The organism is Streptomyces sp. BK340 (genome assembly GCF_007827595.1).
In the GTDB taxonomy this organism is placed as follows: domain Bacteria; phylum Actinomycetota; class Actinomycetes; order Streptomycetales; family Streptomycetaceae; genus Streptomyces.
Window position 1 is genome coordinate 335048 of sequence record NZ_VISR01000004.1, and the last position, 16715, is coordinate 351762.

At 68.6% G+C, this 16715-nt stretch carries 14 protein-coding genes; 13 read left to right on the top strand and 1 reads right to left on the bottom strand.

Annotated elements, in window-relative coordinates:
* Window positions 1–163: 163 nt before the first annotated feature.
* From FB157_RS10935 to FB157_RS10950, 4 genes are all read left to right on the top strand, one after another.
* Complete coding sequence (locus FB157_RS10935) at window positions 164–769, top strand: ATP-dependent Clp protease proteolytic subunit (RefSeq protein ID WP_145878692.1); 606 nt, start codon at window positions 164–166, stop codon at window positions 767–769.
* A 67-nt stretch (window positions 770–836) separates the two neighbouring features.
* Window positions 837–1502 carry an ATP-dependent Clp protease proteolytic subunit gene (locus FB157_RS10940; protein WP_145878388.1) on the top strand — a complete coding sequence of 222 codons (666 nt, stop codon included), beginning with the start codon at window positions 837–839 and terminating at the stop codon, window positions 1500–1502.
* A gap of 183 nt (window positions 1503–1685) precedes the next feature.
* On the top strand, window positions 1686–2972 hold the full coding sequence (clpX, locus tag FB157_RS10945; RefSeq protein ID WP_067003552.1) for an ATP-dependent Clp protease ATP-binding subunit ClpX: 1287 nt from the start codon (window positions 1686–1688) through the stop codon (window positions 2970–2972).
* 189 nt (window positions 2973–3161) lie between these two features.
* Window positions 3162–3449 carry a hypothetical protein gene (locus tag FB157_RS10950; protein ID WP_145878390.1) on the top strand — a complete coding sequence of 96 codons (288 nt, stop codon included), beginning with the start codon at window positions 3162–3164 and terminating at the stop codon, window positions 3447–3449.
* A 67-nt stretch (window positions 3450–3516) separates the two neighbouring features.
* Here FB157_RS10950 and FB157_RS10955 read toward each other — a convergent pair whose 3' ends face one another.
* Window positions 3517–4485 carry a hypothetical protein gene (locus tag FB157_RS10955; RefSeq protein WP_145878391.1) on the bottom strand — a complete coding sequence of 323 codons (969 nt, stop codon included), beginning with the start codon at window positions 4483–4485 and terminating at the stop codon, window positions 3517–3519.
* A 137-nt stretch (window positions 4486–4622) separates the two neighbouring features.
* Between FB157_RS10955 and FB157_RS10960 the strand changes: the two genes are divergently transcribed.
* The 9 genes from FB157_RS10960 to rodA all read left to right on the top strand — a co-directional run bounded on the left by FB157_RS10960 (window position 4623) and on the right by rodA (window position 16614).
* A complete protein-coding gene (locus FB157_RS10960; protein ID WP_145878393.1) occupies window positions 4623–7247 on the top strand; it encodes a valine--tRNA ligase in 2625 nt (874 codons plus the stop codon).
* Window positions 7248–7604: 357 nt separating this feature from the next.
* On the top strand, window positions 7605–9119 hold the full coding sequence (locus FB157_RS10965; RefSeq protein WP_145878395.1) for a folylpolyglutamate synthase/dihydrofolate synthase family protein: 1515 nt from the start codon (window positions 7605–7607) through the stop codon (window positions 9117–9119).
* Window positions 9120–9128: 9 nt separating this feature from the next.
* On the top strand, window positions 9129–9485 hold the full coding sequence (locus FB157_RS10970) for a DUF4233 domain-containing protein (protein WP_145878396.1): 357 nt from the start codon (window positions 9129–9131) through the stop codon (window positions 9483–9485).
* Between the two features lie 63 nt (window positions 9486–9548).
* Window positions 9549–9962: a nucleoside-diphosphate kinase gene (gene ndk / locus FB157_RS10975; protein ID WP_145878398.1), complete on the top strand. Its 414-nt coding sequence runs from the start codon at window positions 9549–9551 to the stop codon at window positions 9960–9962.
* A gap of 311 nt (window positions 9963–10273) precedes the next feature.
* Window positions 10274–11293 carry a rod shape-determining protein gene (locus FB157_RS10980; RefSeq protein ID WP_031158632.1) on the top strand — a complete coding sequence of 340 codons (1020 nt, stop codon included), beginning with the start codon at window positions 10274–10276 and terminating at the stop codon, window positions 11291–11293.
* A 165-nt stretch (window positions 11294–11458) separates the two neighbouring features.
* Window positions 11459–12400, top strand: coding sequence for a rod shape-determining protein MreC (mreC, locus tag FB157_RS10985; RefSeq protein ID WP_145878400.1), 942 nt, complete (start codon window positions 11459–11461; stop codon window positions 12398–12400).
* 13 nt (window positions 12401–12413) lie between these two features.
* Entirely contained in the window at window positions 12414–13091 is a 678-nt protein-coding gene (gene mreD / locus FB157_RS10990) for a rod shape-determining protein MreD (RefSeq protein WP_145878402.1), read from the top strand.
* 80 nt (window positions 13092–13171) lie between these two features.
* Window positions 13172–15421, top strand: a complete 2250-nt coding sequence (mrdA, locus tag FB157_RS10995) for a penicillin-binding protein 2 (RefSeq protein WP_145878404.1) — start codon at window positions 13172–13174, stop codon at window positions 15419–15421.
* Window positions 15418–16614: a rod shape-determining protein RodA gene (rodA, locus tag FB157_RS11000; protein ID WP_145878406.1), complete on the top strand. Its 1197-nt coding sequence runs from the start codon at window positions 15418–15420 to the stop codon at window positions 16612–16614. Before mrdA ends, rodA begins: the two co-directional genes overlap by 4 nt.
* Window positions 16615–16715: the final 101 nt, after the last annotated feature.

A 16715-nucleotide genomic window follows, 5' to 3' on the forward strand; every position in this document is an offset into this window, starting at 1 on the left:
CGCCCCCGGCGAACACCCGCTTCTCCGGGATTCCCCGAAGCGGCCTGAGCGTTAGGGTCCATGAGTACGAGGGCAAGCTGGACTTCCCGCTAAGCCCCGGCAGGACTACGTGAGACGGCCCGGCGCCGTCGTAAGACGAGCAGGTGGATACGTGACGAATCTGATGCCCTCCGCCGCCGGCGAGCCTTCCATCGGTGGTGGCCTCGGCGACCAGGTCTACAACCGGCTGCTCGGCGAGCGGATCATCTTCCTCGGCCAGCAGGTCGACGACGACATCGCCAACAAGATCACCGCTCAGCTGCTGCTCCTTGCGGCCGACCCCGCCAAGGACATCTACCTCTACATCAACAGCCCCGGCGGCTCGGTGACGGCCGGCATGGCGATCTACGACACCATGCAGTACATCCCGAACGACGTGGTCACGATCGGCATGGGCATGGCGGCCTCGATGGGCCAGTTCCTGCTCACCGGCGGCACCGCCGGCAAGCGCTTCGCCCTGCCGCACACGGACATCATGATGCACCAGGGCTCCGCGGGCCTCGGCGGTACGGTCTCGGACATCAAGATCCAGGCCCAGTACCTGCTGCGCACCAAGAAGACCATGTCCGAGCTGACCGCGCTGCACTCCGGCCAGACCGTCGAGACGATCGTTCGCGACGGCGACCGCGACCGCTGGTTCACCCCGGAAGAGGCCAAGGAGTACGGTCTCATTGACGAGATCATCACGCACGCCTCGGGTGTTCCGGGAGGCGGCGGCACCGGTGCCTGACCGGCCCGGCCACGCCAAGCACCGCCGAGACCCCAGCCCCCCGAACGCCACCAGGACGGTGAACCCCATGAGCAACTTCCACGGCGCCGCCAGCGGCCTGTACGAAGGGCCCCGCCCCGACAGCCGCTACGTCATCCCGCGCTTCGTCGAGCGCACCTCCCAGGGCATCCGCGAGTACGACCCGTACGCGAAGCTCTTCGAGGAGCGCGTGATCTTCCTCGGCGTCCAGATCGACGACGCCTCCGCCAACGACGTCATGGCGCAGCTGCTGTGCCTGGAGTCGATGGACCCCGACCGGGACATCTCGATCTACATCAACAGCCCCGGTGGTGACATGACGGCCCTCACGGCCATCTACGACACCATGCAGTTCGTGAAGCCCGACATCCAGACGGTCTGCATGGGCCAGGCGGCCTCCGCCGCGGCCATCCTGCTCGCCGCCGGTACGCCGGGCAAGCGCATGGCGCTGCCGAACTCGCGCGTGCTGATCCACCAGCCGGCCGGCTCCACCGGCCGCGGCCAGCTCTCCGACCTGGAGATCATCGCCAACGAGTTCACCCGGATGCGCGACCAGCTGGAGACGATGCTGGCCAAGCACTCCAACCGGCCGATCGAGAAGGTCCGCGAGGACATCGAGCGCGACAAGATCCTCACGGCCGAGGAAGCGCTCGAGTACGGCATCGTCGACCAGATCATCTCCACCCGGAAGATGAACAACGCCGAGGTCCGCTGACGCGGGTCGACATCCTCGTCGACGTATTCTCTGCCCCTCTTGGCACGGTGCACGTCAAAGTGAACCCTGCCAAGGGGGGCCCGAACACAGGGCCCGGCAAGGTACCGTCGGACATAAGGCAGCACCAGGAGCCGCTGGATTCGAAAGCGTCCAGGCGTCTCCCAGGCGAAGGGGAAGCACACCGTGGCACGCATCGGTGACGGCGGCGATCTGCTCAAGTGCTCGTTCTGCGGCAAGAGCCAGAAGCAGGTCAAGAAGCTCATCGCAGGGCCCGGTGTGTACATCTGCGACGAGTGCATCGATCTCTGCAACGAGATCATCGAGGAGGAGCTCGCCGAGACGAGCGAGGTGCGCTGGGAGGAACTCCCGAAGCCCCGCGAGATCTACGAGTTCCTGGAAGGCTACGTAGTCGGCCAGGAAGCGGCGAAGAAGGCGCTCTCCGTCGCGGTGTACAACCACTACAAGCGGGTCCAGGCAGGCGAGAACGGCGGCGCCCAAGGCCGCGACGACGCCATCGAGTTGGCGAAGTCCAACATCCTTCTGCTCGGCCCCACGGGCTCCGGCAAGACCCTCCTCGCGCAGACCCTGGCCCGCATGCTCAACGTCCCGTTCGCCATCGCCGACGCGACGGCGCTGACGGAGGCGGGCTATGTGGGCGAGGACGTCGAGAACATCCTGTTGAAGCTGATCCAGGCGGCGGACTACGACGTCAAGAAGGCCGAGACGGGGATCATCTACATCGACGAGATCGACAAGGTCGCGAGGAAGAGTGAAAACCCTTCCATCACCCGCGACGTCTCGGGCGAGGGCGTCCAGCAGGCCCTGCTCAAGATCCTCGAGGGCACCACGGCCTCCGTCCCGCCCCAGGGCGGCCGCAAGCACCCCCACCAGGAGTTCATCCAGATCGACACGACGAACGTCCTGTTCATCGTGGGCGGTGCCTTCGCGGGCCTGGAGAAGATCATCGAGTCGCGGGCCGGCGCGAAGGGCATCGGTTTCGGCGCGACGATCCGCTCCAAGCGCGAGCTGGAGGCCAAGGACCAGTTCGAGGACGTCATGCCCGAGGACCTGGTCAAGTTCGGCATGATCCCGGAGTTCATCGGCCGCCTCCCTGTCATCACCTCGGTCCACAACCTGGACCGCGAGGCCCTCCTCCAGATCCTGGTCGAGCCCCGCAACGCGCTCGTCAAGCAGTACCAGCGCCTCTTCGAACTCGACGGCGTGGAGCTGGACTTCGAGCGCGAGGCCCTGGAGGCCATCGCCGACCAGGCCATCCTCCGCCAGACCGGCGCGCGCGGCCTGCGCGCCATCATGGAGGAGGTCCTCATGTCGGTGATGTACGAGGTCCCGTCCCGCAAGGACGTGGCCCGCGTCGTCATCACCGCGGACGTGGTCCACTCCAACGTGAACCCGACCCTGATCCCGCGGGACGCGCGGGGGCGGGGCTCGGGGGAGCAGAAGACAGCCTGAGCTTCTCGGCGCCGACGGGCAGGCACCCTGTGTTGGGTGCCTGCCCGTCGGCGTGTCAGACCAGTGCCGATCGGATCGAGCCATCGTTCCGGCGGCAACTGGAGCCCTCCCTGTTTCCGTGATCAAATCAGCCCGACCAGGTCAGACGTGTGTTCGAATATCTGGCTGTGCAAAACGGGAGGACTCCGAATGACTTTCCAGAGGGCGAAGCGCATGGTGGCCGCGGCCGGTGTGGTGGTGGCGGCAGGGGCCCTGCCGATCCTCGTGGCCTCGCCGGCGAGCGCCACGCAGGGCGACTGCTCCAACTACGTGGCCACGCATGGATACCGCGCCGGCGTGAAGGTGAAGGCGGCGTGCGGCAACAAGGCAATGCCCTTCCCAGGCGGCCCCGACATCGCCAATCCGTTCTGTATCCACGGTCTGGTGGCCCTCGGCGTGAGTAACGGCGTTGCCGGCGAGGCGTGTGTACGAGCCTGACCATGCAGAAGGCGGCTCGGTGCCACCGAGCCGCCTTCTGTGATGCGGGAGTGCTGCTACGGGGTCCTCAGGCCTTGACGCGTACATCCTTGCGGAGCTTGGCAGTGATCTCCGCGGCGTCGCTGATGGACATGCTCTTGCCCGTCATCGCGCTGGCCACGTCGGCGTTGATGGTCACGCCGAGGGTGCTGTGGTCGCCCCAGATGCACACGGGCATGATCATCTGCTTCGGGCCCGAGGAGCTGGACCCCGATCCAGTCATGTCCAGCTTCACGGACTGGCACTTCATTACGGCGCCGTCGAGGCCCGCCGGCTCCTGCTCCTCGGGGCTGCCGACCAGCGTGCCCTTGGTGTCGTCGCCGCTCTGGTCCTTCTCGGACTCCTTCTTCATGTTGGCGAACATCGCGTCGACGACGGCAGCGGGGTCGTCGATCTGGCCGTAGACGCCGCCGAACTTCAGCATCTTCATGGCGAGGGGGTTGCTCTTGTCGCCGGACTGGTACTCCGCGCCAACTGACTTGGCGTTCTTGACGCCGGCCTTCCGGGCAGCCGACACATCGCTGTCCGTCATGGCGTCTTCGCTGGAGCCGGCACCCTTCTGGTACTCGCCGTTGATCACGGTGGTCGGAGTGATCAGCTTGTGCGGGCCGTCGTCAGCGACGTCGGCGCTGCTGCTCCCGCTGAGCACGAAGTAAGCACCCACCGCGATCGCCGCGACGACCGCCACGGCCCCGATGATCAGGCCCGTCTTCTTCTTGCCGCCGCCCGCGGCGGGCGGCTGCGGGACGCCGTAGGGCTGCTGGCCGTACTGCTGCTGCTGGCCGTACGGGTTCGGCTGCTGCTGCGGCGCGCCCTGCTGCGGGTAGCCGTAACCGGGCTGCGGAGGGGCCGGAGGGGCCTGCTGGGGGTAGCCGTAGCCGGGCTGGGGTGCCTGCGGCGGCTGGCCGTAGGGGCCCGGCTGGCCGTAGGGACCAGGCTGCCCCGGCTGGCCGTAGGGCGGCTGCTGGCCGTACGGGCCCGGCTGGTTGTTGCTCATTTCTGGGTTCCCCTCCAGATGCTTATGTGTTCCTGACATCCTGGACCAGGCACAGGAAGCACACGGCACCGGGGGCCTGACCGTTACAGAAGAAACGCGTTTCGGGACCACCCCGTGACACCTCTAAACTGACCCCCGTGACCGAGAACGCTCAGCAGCAGCCACCCGCGCCCGACACCGAACTGCCGACCCAGTACGCGCCGGCCGATGTAGAGGGGCCGCTGTACGAGCGCTGGGTAGAGCGGGGTTACTTCGAGGCGGACGCGAAGAGCGACAAGCCGCCGTACACGATCGTCATCCCGCCGCCGAACGTCACCGGCAGCCTCCACCTGGGCCACGCCTTCGAGCACACCCTCATCGACGCCCTGACCCGCCGTAAGCGCATGCAGGGCTACGAGACGCTGTGGCAGCCCGGCATGGACCACGCCGGCATCGCCACCCAGAACGTCGTCGAGCGAGAGCTGGGCAAGGAGGGCAAGTCCCGCCACGACCTCGGCCGCGAGGCCTTCGTCGAGCGCGTCTGGCAGTGGAAGGGCGAGTCCGGCGGCCAGATCAGCGGCCAGATGCGCCGCCTGGGTGACGGCGTCGCCTGGTCCCGCGAGCGCTTCACGATGGACGAGGGCCTCTCCCAGGCCGTCCAGACCATCTTCAAGCGCCTGTACGACGACGAGCTGATCTACCGCGCCGAGCGCATCATCAACTGGTGCCCCCGCTGTCTGACGGCCATCTCGGACATCGAGGTCGAGTACCAGGACGACGACGGCGAGCTGGTCTCCATGAAGTACGGCGAGGGGGACGACACCATCGTCGTCGCCACGACCCGTGCCGAGACCATGCTCGGTGACACCGCCGTCGCCGTTCACCCCGACGACGAGCGGTACAAGCACCTGATCGGCAAGCTGATCCGCCTGCCGCTCACCGACCGCTCCATCCCGGTCGTCGCCGACACGCACGTCGACCCCGAGTTCGGCACGGGCGCCGTCAAGGTCACGCCCGCGCACGACCCGAACGACTTCGAGATCGGCCAGCGCCACAACCTGCCGTCGCTCACCGTCATGGACGAGCACGCGGTCATCACGGCCCACGGCCCCTTCCAGGGCCTGGACCGCCTGGAGGCCCGCTCCGCCATCGTCGCCGCGCTGCGCGCCGAGGGCCGGATCGTCGCCGAGAAGCGGCCCTACGTCCACAGCGTCGGCCACTGCTCGCGCTGCAAGACCACCATCGAGCCCCGCCTGTCCATGCAGTGGTGGGTCAAGGTCGGCCCGCTGGCCAAGGCCGCCGGTGACGCCGTCCGCGACGGCAAGGTCAAGATCCATCCGCAGGAGATGGAGAAGCGGTACTTCGACTGGGTCGACAACCTCCACGACTGGTGCATCTCACGGCAGTTGTGGTGGGGTCACCGCATCCCCGTCTGGTACGGCCCGAACGGCGAGGTCGTCTGTGTCGGCCCCGACGACGAGGCCCCGACCGGCGAGGGCTGGCACCAGGACACCGACGTCCTCGACACCTGGTTCTCCTCCGGCCTGTGGCCCTTCTCCACGCTGGGCTGGCCCGAGCAGACCGAGTCGCTCGCGAAGTTCTACCCGAACTCCGTCCTGGTCACCGGCTACGACATCCTCTTCTTCTGGGTCGCCCGGATGATGATGTTCGGCCTGTACGCGATGGACGGCACCCCGCCGTTCCACACCATCGCCCTGCACGGCATGGTCCGCGACCAGTTCGGCAAGAAGATGTCGAAGTCCTTCGGCAACGCGGTCAACCCGCTGGACTGGATGGACAAGTACGGCTCCGACGCGCTCCGATTCACCCTCGCGCGCGGCGCCAACCCCGGTGTCGACGTCCCGATCGGCGAGGACTGGGTCCAGGGCTCCCGCAACTTCGCCAACAAGATCTGGAACGCCACGCGCTTCGCGCTGATGAACGGTGCGACGGTGGACGGCCCGCTGCCGGACGCCTCCGCGATGTCGGCGACGGACCGCTGGATCCTGTCCCGCCTCAACTCCGTCATCGCCGAAGTCGACGCGCTCTACGACGACTTCCAGTTCGCCAAGCTGTCCGACGCCCTCTTCCACTTCGCGTGGGACGAGGTCTTCGACTGGTACGTCGAGCTGTCCAAGACGACGTTCCAGGCGGGCGGCGAGCCGGCCGAGGTCTCCAAGCGGGTCCTCGGCGAAGTCCTCGACGTCACCCTCAAGCTGCTGCACCCGATCGTCCCGTTCGTGACGGAGACCCTCTGGACCACCCTCACCGGTGGCGAGTCGGTCGTCATCGCCGACTGGCCGAGCGACAGCGGCTTCCGTGACGCGGCCGCCGAGCGCGAGATCGAGTCGCTGCAGTCGGTCATCACCGAGGTCCGCCGCTTCCGCGCCGACCAGGGCCTCCAGCCCGGCCAGCGCGTCCCGGCCCGCCTCACCCTCGACGGCACGGCCCTCGCCCCCCACGAGGCCGCGATCCGCCAGCTCCTGCGCCTCCAGCCGGAGGGCGAGTCCTTCACGGCCACGGCCACCCTGCCGGTCGCCGGAGCCGAGGTCGCCCTCGACCTGTCCGGCACGATCGACGTGGCCGCGGAGCGCAAGCGCCTTGCGAAGGACCTGGCCGCCGCCGAGAAGGAGAAGGCCCAGGCCACGGCCAAGCTCGGCAACGAGGCGTTCCTGGCGAAGGCCCCGGACAACGTGGTCGACAAGATCCGCGGGCGCCTTGCCAAGGCGGACGAGGACATCGCGCGGATCCAGGCCCAGCTGGAGCGGCTGCCGCAGGCGTAAGCCTTGGTACGGCGCTGAAGGCCTCCGGAACCGTAAGGTTCCGGAGGCCTTCGTGTACCCGGGGGCAGGTTCCGCTCACCCGCGCTTGCGGGGTGCCGCCGCGCCCACCCTCCCCAGGCTCTCGGCTCCGCTCGAGCAGGGGGGACCCCCGTCGCCCCGGCTGCACGACTGCCCGCAGCCACGTACGGCACCTGGGCGGCCGACGGTGCCGCAACTCCCCAGGGGCGCGGGGCTGTGCCGATGTGCGGCTCCGCCGCGTGGGCACGACCAGCCCCCCACGTACCCGCAGCCGGTGGACAAGACAAGCCATCCCATACCGGCGCCGCGAAGCCACCGCCCGCTCCGTAGACTGGCCCCGTGAGCGACCTCCCGCACGAAAACGACCAGCCCGACCCCCTCGACGCCTTCGAAGAACTCATCGCCGAGGAGACCGACCGCGACCCCGACCTCGCGGTGATCGAGGCCGGCAGCCGCACCCTGCGCACCCAGGGCGGCCCGCCGCAGGCCGACGTGCCCGCGCGGCCGGAGGACCCCGAGGTCGACCGGGCCCTGCGAGAGGTCGAGGCGGAGCTGGCGGGCCGCTGGGGCGAGACCAAGCTGGAGCCCTCCGTCAGCCGTATCGCCGCGCTGATGGACGTGCTGGGCGAGCCGCAGCGGTCGTACCCCTCGATCCACATCACGGGCACGAACGGCAAGACCTCCACCGCCCGCATGATCGAGGCCCTGCTCGGCGCCTTCGACCTGCGCACCGGCCGGTACACCAGTCCGCACGTGCAGTCGGTCACCGAGCGGATCAGCCTGGACGGCGCACCGATCTCCGCCGAGCGGTTCATCGAGACGTACCAGGACATCAAGCCGTACGTCGAGATGGTGGACGGTCTGCAGGAGTACCGGCTGTCGTTCTTCGAGGTCCTCACGGGCATGGCGTACGCCGCCTTCGCGGACGCCCCCGTCGACGTCGCCGTCGTCGAGGTCGGCATGGGCGGCAGCTGGGACGCGACGAACGTGATCGACGGTGACGTCGCGGTGGTCACCCCCATCTCCCTCGACCACACCGACCGGCTCGGCTCGACGCCGGGCGAGATCGCCGCCGAGAAGGGCGGCATCATCAAGCAGGACGCGACCGTGATCCTGGCGCAGCAGCCGGTGGATGCGGCGCAGGTGCTGCTGAAGAAGGCCGTCGAGGTGGACGCGACCGTGGCCCGGGAGGGGCTGGAGTTCGGCGTCGTGGCCCGGCAGGTCGCGGTCGGCGGCCAGCTGGTCACCCTGCGCGGCCTGGGCGGCGAGTACCCCGAGGTGTACCTGCCCCTGCACGGCGCCCACCAGGCGCACAACGCGGCCGTGGCGCTCGCTGCCGTGGAGGCGTTCTTCGGTGTCGGCTCGCTGCGCGCGGAGCCGCTGGACATCGACACCGTGCGCAAGGCCTTCGCGGCCGTGTCCTCGCCGGGCCGGCTGGAGGTCGTGCGGCGCTCTCCCACGATCGTGCTGGACGCGGCGCACAACCCGGCGGGCGCCGAGGTCACCGCCGAGGCCGTGCGGGAGGCGTTCGACTTCACCCGGCTGATCGGTGTGATCGGGGCGAGCGCCGACAAGAACGTGCGGGGGCTGCTGGAGGCTTTCGAGCCGATCTTCGCCGACGTCGTCGTCACGCAGAACTCCACGCACCGTGCCATGGACGCGGACGAGCTGGCCGCGATCGCCGTCGAGGTGTTCGGCGAGGAGCGGGTCCAGGTCGAGCCGCGGCTGCCCGAGGCTCTGGAGGCCGCGATCACGCTGGCCGAGGAGGAGGGCGAGTTCGCGGGCGGCGGGGTGCTGGTCACCGGTTCGGTCATCACGGTGGGCGAGGCCCGCCTGCTCCTGGGGAAGGGCTGAGGTTCCGTCGTGCGTACGCTCTGTTCATCGACGCTGATCGGCGAGTTCTTCATCATCGGGTTCGCCGGACTCGTGGCCATGAAGGACCCGGACCTGTCCACGTCGACGGTGTGGCTGGTCAGCGGCATCGCCATGGTCCTGTGCGTGCTGCTGTGCGGGATGGTGACCCGGCCGGGCGGGGTCGCCCTCGGCTGGGCCCTGCAGCTGGCCCTGATCGCCTCCGGTGTCTTCGTCCCGACGATGTACTTCATGGGCGCGGTCTTCGCGGCGCTGTGGTGGGCGTCGGTGCACTACGGCAGAAAGGTCGACGAGGCCAAGGCCCGTTTCGCGGCGCAGGCCGAGTCCTCTACACCTGACGCTGCGTGACAGCTACACGGACACGCCCTGTAACCTCGTCCCACCGCACACGTCAGTCGTAAGGAGCCCCCCGTGAGCCAGCGCACCCTCGTCCTGCTCAAGCCCGACGCCGTCCGTCGAGGCCTGACCGGCGAGATCATCAGCCGTATCGAGCGCAAGGCCGGCTGGCAGATCACCGCGCTGGAGCTGCGCACCCTGGACCAGGACACGCTGGAGCAGCACTACGGCGAGCACAAGGGCAAGCCCTTCTACGAGCCGCTGGTCGACTTCATGTCCTCCGGCCCGGTCGTCGCGCTGATCGTCGAGGGCGAGCGGGTCATCGAGGGCGTGCGCGCGCTCGCCGGCCCGACGGACCCGATCGCCGCCGCGCCCGGCTCCATCCGGGGCGACTTCGGTGTGATCGTCCGCGAGAACCTGATCCACGCCTCCGACTCGGAGGAGTCCGCCGAGCGCGAGGTGAAGATCTTCTTCCCGGGGCACGCCTGAGCGCCATCCTGCGGATTTTCCGCTAATTTTTTGAGGGAGCGTCAGCTCCGCTCGGAGTCCTGACCAGGGGCGGCCGTACGTTTTCGGCCGTCCTTTGGCATATGCGTTGCCGATCGGGGGAACGTGTGCCCCCGATGGGCCGTCTCCACAGGCGAGGCGACGCGCCATCTGCTGACAATGGCGGAGACCCTCGCGCAGTGTTCGTGCAGGCGCGTTTACGATGGAAGCCTTCACGTCACAGCACCCGCCTCGCCGACCTGATATGCCCTCAAAAGCTTCGGAAGGCCAGATGAATCCGGATGGGGAACTCAATGTCGTTCATCGGCCGTGACATGGCTGTCGACCTCGGGACCGCCAACACGCTGGTGTACGTCAGGGGTCGCGGAATCGTGCTCAACGAGCCGTCCGTCGTCGCGATCAACACCAACACCGGTGGCATCCTCGCGGTCGGTGCAGAGGCGAAGAAGATGATCGGCCGCACGCCGGGCAACATCGTCGCCGTGCGCCCGCTCAAGGACGGCGTCATCGCCGACTTCGAGATCACCGAGCGGATGCTCCGCTACTTCATCCTGAAGATCCACAAGCGGCGGTATCTCGCCCGGCCCCGAGTCGTCGTCTGTGTGCCCTCGGGCATCACGGGCGTCGAGCGCCGCGCCGTCATCGAGGCGTCCTCCCAGGCGGGTGCCCGCCAGGTGCACATCATCGAGGAGCCCATGGCGGCCGCCATCGGCTCCGGTCTGCCGGTCCACGAGGCCACGGGCAACATGGTGGTGGACATCGGCGGCGGCACCACGGAGGTCGCGGTCATCTCGCTCGGCGGCATCGTCACCGCCCAGTCCATCCGCGTCGCGGGCGACGAGCTGGACAACGCGATCATCCAGTACATCAAGAAGGAGTACAGCCTCCTGCTGGGTGAGCGCACGGCCGAGCAGATCAAGATCACGATCGGTTCGGCGTACGACCTCGACGCCGACGAGCACACCGAAGTCCGCGGCCGGGACCTGGTGTCCGGGCTGCCGAAGACCGTCGTCATCTCGGCCGCCGAGGTCCGCAAGGCGATCGAGGAGCCGGTCAACGCGATCGTCGACGCGGTCAAGACGACCCTCGACAAGTGCCCGCCGGAGCTGTCCGGCGACATCATGGACCGAGGAATCGTTCTGACCGGCGGCGGAGCGCTGCTGCGCGGGCTGGACGAGCGGCTGCGCCGGGAGACCGGCATGCCGATCCACATCGCCGAGGACCCGCTGGACAGCGTGGCGCTCGGCTCCGGAAAGTGCGTCGAGGAGTTCGAGGCGCTCCAGCAGGTCCTGGACGCCCAGCCGCGCAGATGACGTAACTCTTCGATTCCGCCGTACGAGATGATCTCCTCTCGTACGGCGGATCGTTGGTATAGAGGCATAAGCTCCCACAAATGGGCCCCTTGGGCCGGCGCTTCGCCAGTGGCGCGCCTTCAGGGGTCCCCGAATTCCTACTGAGGAAGGGCACGGCCGCCGCACGTGAGGGACACGAAAGAGAGCCGGCTGCTCCTGGTCCTGCTGATCGCCATCGCGTTCGCGTTGATCACGGTGGACATCCGCGGAGGCCGGAACTCGCCGGTCGACGGTGCCCGACAAGCCGCGGCAGCGGTGTTCGGTCCGATCGAGAACGGGCTGTCCTCGGCGGTCGATCCCGTCGGCGACGCCGTCTCCGCGGTCCGCGACTCCGGCAGCCGCCACGACCGGCTCGCACTGCTGGAGAAGGAGAACGCGGCGCTCAAGGCGAAGCTCGGCAGCGACGACCGCAACCGCAGCCGCCTCAAGCAGCTCGACAAGATGCTGAAGATCTCCGCCGAGGGTCAGTACGGCATCAAGGGCGCCCAGGTCATCGCCATAGGGTCGGCGCAGGGCTTCTCCTGGACCATCACCGTCGACGTCGGCGCGAACGACGGCATCAAGCGCGACATGACCGTTCTCAACGGGGACGGCCTCGTCGGCCGCGTGACCACGGTGGGCCCCGACACCTCCACCGTGCTTCTCGCCAACGACCCCGACTTCACCGTCGGTACGCGCATGGAGGGCAGCGACGAACTCGGCTTCGCCTCCGGGCAGGGTGACCGCCCGCTACGGGTCGAACTCCTCAACGGCAAGGCCGAGGTGAAGAAGGGCGACCGGCTCGTCACCTTCGGCTCCCAGGCCGACAAGCCCTTCGTGCCGGGCGTGCCGGTCGGCGTGGTCTCCCGCGTCGACCCCTCCGGCGGCGGCCTCACCCGCACGCTCTACGTCACGCCGTACGTCAGCTTCACCCAGCTCGACGTCGTCGGCGTGGTCGTCGAGGCCCCGAAGAAGGACCCGCGCGACGAGGTCCTGCCGACCAAGCCCAAGCCGACACCGACACCGACGGTGACCGTCACGGTCACACCGTCCGCCGCCGCCAACGCCACCGACGAGCAGCAGCAGTAGGAGCTGAATCCCCATGCGTGTCAACCGGATCCTGCTCTCCAGCGCGCTGGTCGTCGTCGCCCTGGTGATCCAGGTGAGCGTCCTCGCCCGCCTGCACCTGCCCGGCGCCGTCCCGGACCTGCTGCTGCTCACCGTCCTCGGTCTGGCCATGGTGTACGGCCATGTGGGCGGCGCACTCGTCGGGTTCGGCGCCGGCCTGCTCGCCGACCTCGCCCCACCCGCCGACCACGCGGCCGGCCGCTACGCCCTCGTGCTGTGCGTCATCGGCTACGGCGCCGGACTCATCAAGCCGGACAACGGCCGCCTGAAGTCGGCGACCGGCCCGATGGCGGTCGTGGTCGCCGCCGCCGTCGGCTCCACCCTGCTGTACGCGGGTGTCGGCGCCCTGGTCGGCGACACCGCCGCCCGCCATGTCGGCCTGACCGGACTGCTGTTCTCGGCCGCCCTGTACGACCTGCTGCTCGCGCCCTTCGTGGTTCCCGGCATCATGTGGCTGGCCCGCCGCTCCGACAACGACCCGCTCGCGGACAGCAGCCCCGCCGCCAAGGCCGGCGACATCTCCTCCGGCTGGCTCTCCTCCGGCACCGGGCTGCGCATCGGCAGTCAGCGCGGCGGCCTCGGCTCCCTCAAGGCCAAGGCCCGCACCCGCTCGACCCGGGTCGGCCGCATCAAGGGGGTCAAGCGGTTGTGAGCACACGGGAGTTGCTCAGGGGCACGCACAGCTTCGTCGTATATGACACGTACACGTACTGAGAGGGGGAGACAGCCGCAGTGACCAACATTCCCGAGACCGGACGGACCCCACGGGTCCAGACCCGGCTGGTCGTGATCCAGATCCTCGTCCTCTCCCTGCTCGGCACGCTCGGCGGCCGTCTGTGGTATCTGCAGATCCGGGAGGGCGCCGAGTACCAGAAGGAGGCCTCCGGGAACCACGTCCAGCAGGTCGTCGCCCCCGCCGTGCGCGGCGAGATCCTGGACGCCCGGGGCGTGCCGCTCGCCGACAACGAGACGCGTCTGGTCGTCTCCGCCTCCCGCACCGACCTGCTCAAGCAGAAGGACGACGGCAAGGCCGTCCTCGCCAAGCTGGCCGACGTCCTCGGCATGAAGCCCGAGGAGGTCAGCCAGAAGGTCCGGCTGTGCGACGCGAAGACCCCGCAGCCCTGCTGGAACGGCTCGCCGTACCAGCCGATCCCGATCACCGACGAGGCGACGCCCAAGCAGGCCCTGCAGATCCGCGAGCGCGCCGAGGACTTCCCCGGCATCACCGCCGAGCCGGAGGCCGTGCGCCGCTACGCGGGCCCGGGCAAGTCCAACAGCGCCCAGGTCCTCGGCTACCTCTCGCCGGTCACCGACGACGAGATCCAGAAGGCCAAGGACACCGACTCGCCCTACCTGCGCTCCGACATGGTCGGCCGCTCCGGCCTCGAGCGCCAGTACGACAAGGTGCTGCGCGGCAAGGCCGGCGTGACGCGGTACGAGGTGGACAACCTCGGTCGGGTCATCGGCAAGGCCAAGTCGGACGCCGCCGAGTCCGGTTCCAACCTGGTCACCAGCATCGACTCCCGGGTGCAGCGGGTCGCCGAGTACGAGCTGGACAAGGCCATGAAGAAGGCCCGTCAGCAGTTCGACAAGATCACCGGCGAGAACTACAAGGCCGACTCCGGCGCCGTCGTGGTGATGGAGGCCAAGACCGGGCGGATCGTCGCCATGGCCTCCGCCCCGAACTACGACCCGAACGTCTGGGTCGGCGGCATCTCCGGCAAGGACTACAAGGCCCTCACCGGCAAGGACAGCGACTACCCGCTGCTCAACAGGGCCATACAGGGTCAGGCGGCGCCCGGTTCGACGTTCAAGGTGGTCTCCACGGCCGCCGCGGTCCAGGCGGGCTACGAGTGGGACGGCGGTTACCCGTGCACCAGTTCCTACTCGGTGGGTGGCCAGGTCTTCAAGAACTTCGAGGGGGAGAGCTTCGGCCCCATCTCCCTCGGCCGCGCCCTGGAGGTCTCCTGCGACACGGTCTTCTACGGCCTCGCCGACCGGGAGTGGAAGAAGGACGGCGGCATCAACCCCAAGAAGGGCCAGCCCAAGGACTGGTTCTTCAAGACCGCCCACCAGTTCGGCCTCGGCAAGGAGACCGGCGTCGACCTGCCCAACGAGGTCACCGGCCGCGTCCCCGACCGCCAGTGGAAGCTGAACTACTGGAAGGCCAACAAGGACGCCTGGTGCAAGTCCGGCAAGAAGGACGGCTCCTACGTCGAGAAGATCGCGTACGAGAACTGCCTCGAAGGCAACAAGATGCGCGAGGGTGACGAGATCAACTACTCCATCGGCCAGGGCGACACCCTCGTCACACCGATCCAGGAGGCCGTGATCTACGGCGCCGTCGCCAACGGCGGCACCATGTACCACCCGACCATCGGCAAGGCGGTCATCAGCGCGGACGGCAAGACCGTCACGCCGATCAAGCCGAGGAAGTCCGGGAAGCTGCCCGTCAGCCAGGCCACCCTCAAGGGCATGAACGACGCCTTCGCGGGCGTCATCACCCGCGGTACCGCCGCCTGGAAGTTCGGCGGCTGGCCGCAGGACAAGATCGCGCTGCACGCCAAGACCGGTACCGCGGAGGTCTACGGCAAGCAGACCACGGGCTGGCTGGCCACGTACACCAAGGACTACTCGGTGATCATGACGATCGCCCAGGCGGGTACGGGTTCCGGTTCCTCCGGTGAGGCCGTGCGCAACATCTACAGCGCGCTCTACGGCGTCCAGGGCGACGGCTCGATCGACAAAAAGAAGGCCCTGCTGCCCGAGCCGCAGAAGGGCCTGCCGAAGGTCCGCACGGACGGCACCATCGCCGCCCCCAAGGTCACCGGCGACCCGGCGAAGGACGTCGAGGCCTCCCAGCAGGACAACCCCACCAACGACGACACCCAGCAGCCCGCCACCAGCCCCTCGCCCAGCACGGGCAACAGCAACACCCGCAGGCGGCCGCGCCGGAGGGGGAGCCGGAGGATGCTCACATGACCGGCAACAGCTTCTCCGTCTCCGGGTACGGCCCCGAGCGGGCCGGCTGGACCAGGATCTTCGCCCGCGACTCGCTGACCCGCCGGCTCGACTGGCCGATGCTGCTGGCAGCCCTCGTGCTGTCGCTGCTGGGCTCGTTGCTGGTGTACTCCGCGACCCGTAACCGTACCGAGATCAACCAGGGCGACCAGTACTACTTCCTGGTCCGCCATCTGATGAACCTCGGCATCGGGCTCGCCCTGATGATCGGCACGATCTGGCTCGGCCACCGCGCCCTGCGCAACGCCGTGCCGGTCCTCTACGGCCTGTCGCTGCTCGGGGTGCTGCTGGTGCTCACCCCGCTCGGCGCCACCATCAACGGCAGCCGCAACTGGATCGTGTTCGGCGGCGGCTTCTCGCTCCAGCCCGCCGAGTTCGTGAAGATCTCGATCATCCTGGGCATGGCGATGATACTGGCGGCCCGGGTCGACGCCGGGGACAAGCCGTACCCCGACCACCGCACGGTCGTGCAGGCGCTGGGCCTGGCCACCGTGCCGATCCTGATCGTGCTCCTCATGCCCGACCTCGGCACGGTCCTGGCCATGGTGGCCATCATCCTGGGCGTGCTGCTCGCCTCCGGCGCCTCCAACCGCTGGATCTTCGGCCTGCTCACCGCCGGTGTGATCGGCTGTGTCGCCATCTGGCAGCTCCACATCCTGGACGAGTACCAGATCAACCGCTTCGCGGCCTTCGCCAACCCCGACCTGGACCCGGCGGGCGTCGGCTACAACACCAACCAGGCCCGCATCGCGATCGGCTCGGGCGGCCTCACCGGCGCCGGGCTCTTCCACGGCTCGCAGACCACCGGCCAGTTCGTGCCCGAGCAGCAGACCGACTTCGTCTTCACGGTCGCGGGGGAGGAGCTGGGCTTCGTCGGCGCCGGCCTGATCGTCCTCCTGCTGGGCGTGGTGCTGTGGCGTGCCTGCCGCATCGCCCGCGACTCGACCGAGCTGTACGGCACGGTCGTCGCCGCGGGCATCGTCGCCTGGTTCGCCTTCCAGGCCTTCGAGAACATCGGCATGACCCTCGGCATCATGCCGGTCACCGGTCTGCCCCTGCCGTTCGTGTCGTACGGCGGATCGTCGATGTTCGCGGTGTGGGTGGCGGTGGGACTGCTGCAGTCGATCAAGGTGCAGCGGCCGATGTCCGCGTGAGGACACTCGCCGGACGGGCAGGGCGTTCACCGGATGGACGACGGTAGTTCTCCCGCCATTCACCCTGGTTGGCCCCTGCCCTCCCGGCCGTTCTGCCACTA

Excerpts from the sequence above, each read along its gene's own strand:
- FB157_RS10935 (WP_145878692.1), top strand. The coding sequence starts at position 164 with ATGCCCTCCGCCGCCGGCGAGCCTTCCATCGGTGGTGGCCTCGGCGAC.
- FB157_RS10940 (WP_145878388.1), top strand. The coding sequence starts at position 837 with ATGAGCAACTTCCACGGCGCCGCCAGCGGCCTGTACGAAGGGCCCCGC.
- FB157_RS10980 (WP_031158632.1), top strand. The coding sequence starts at position 10,274 with ATGTCGTTCATCGGCCGTGACATGGCTGTCGACCTCGGGACCGCCAAC.
- rodA (WP_145878406.1), top strand. The coding sequence starts at position 15,418 with ATGACCGGCAACAGCTTCTCCGTCTCCGGGTACGGCCCCGAGCGGGCC.
- FB157_RS10955 (WP_145878391.1), bottom strand. The coding sequence starts at position 4,485 with ATGAGCAACAACCAGCCGGGCCCGTACGGCCAGCAGCCGCCCTACGGC.
- mreD (WP_145878402.1), top strand. The coding sequence starts at position 12,414 with ATGCGTGTCAACCGGATCCTGCTCTCCAGCGCGCTGGTCGTCGTCGCC.
- FB157_RS10950 (WP_145878390.1), top strand. The coding sequence starts at position 3,162 with ATGACTTTCCAGAGGGCGAAGCGCATGGTGGCCGCGGCCGGTGTGGTG.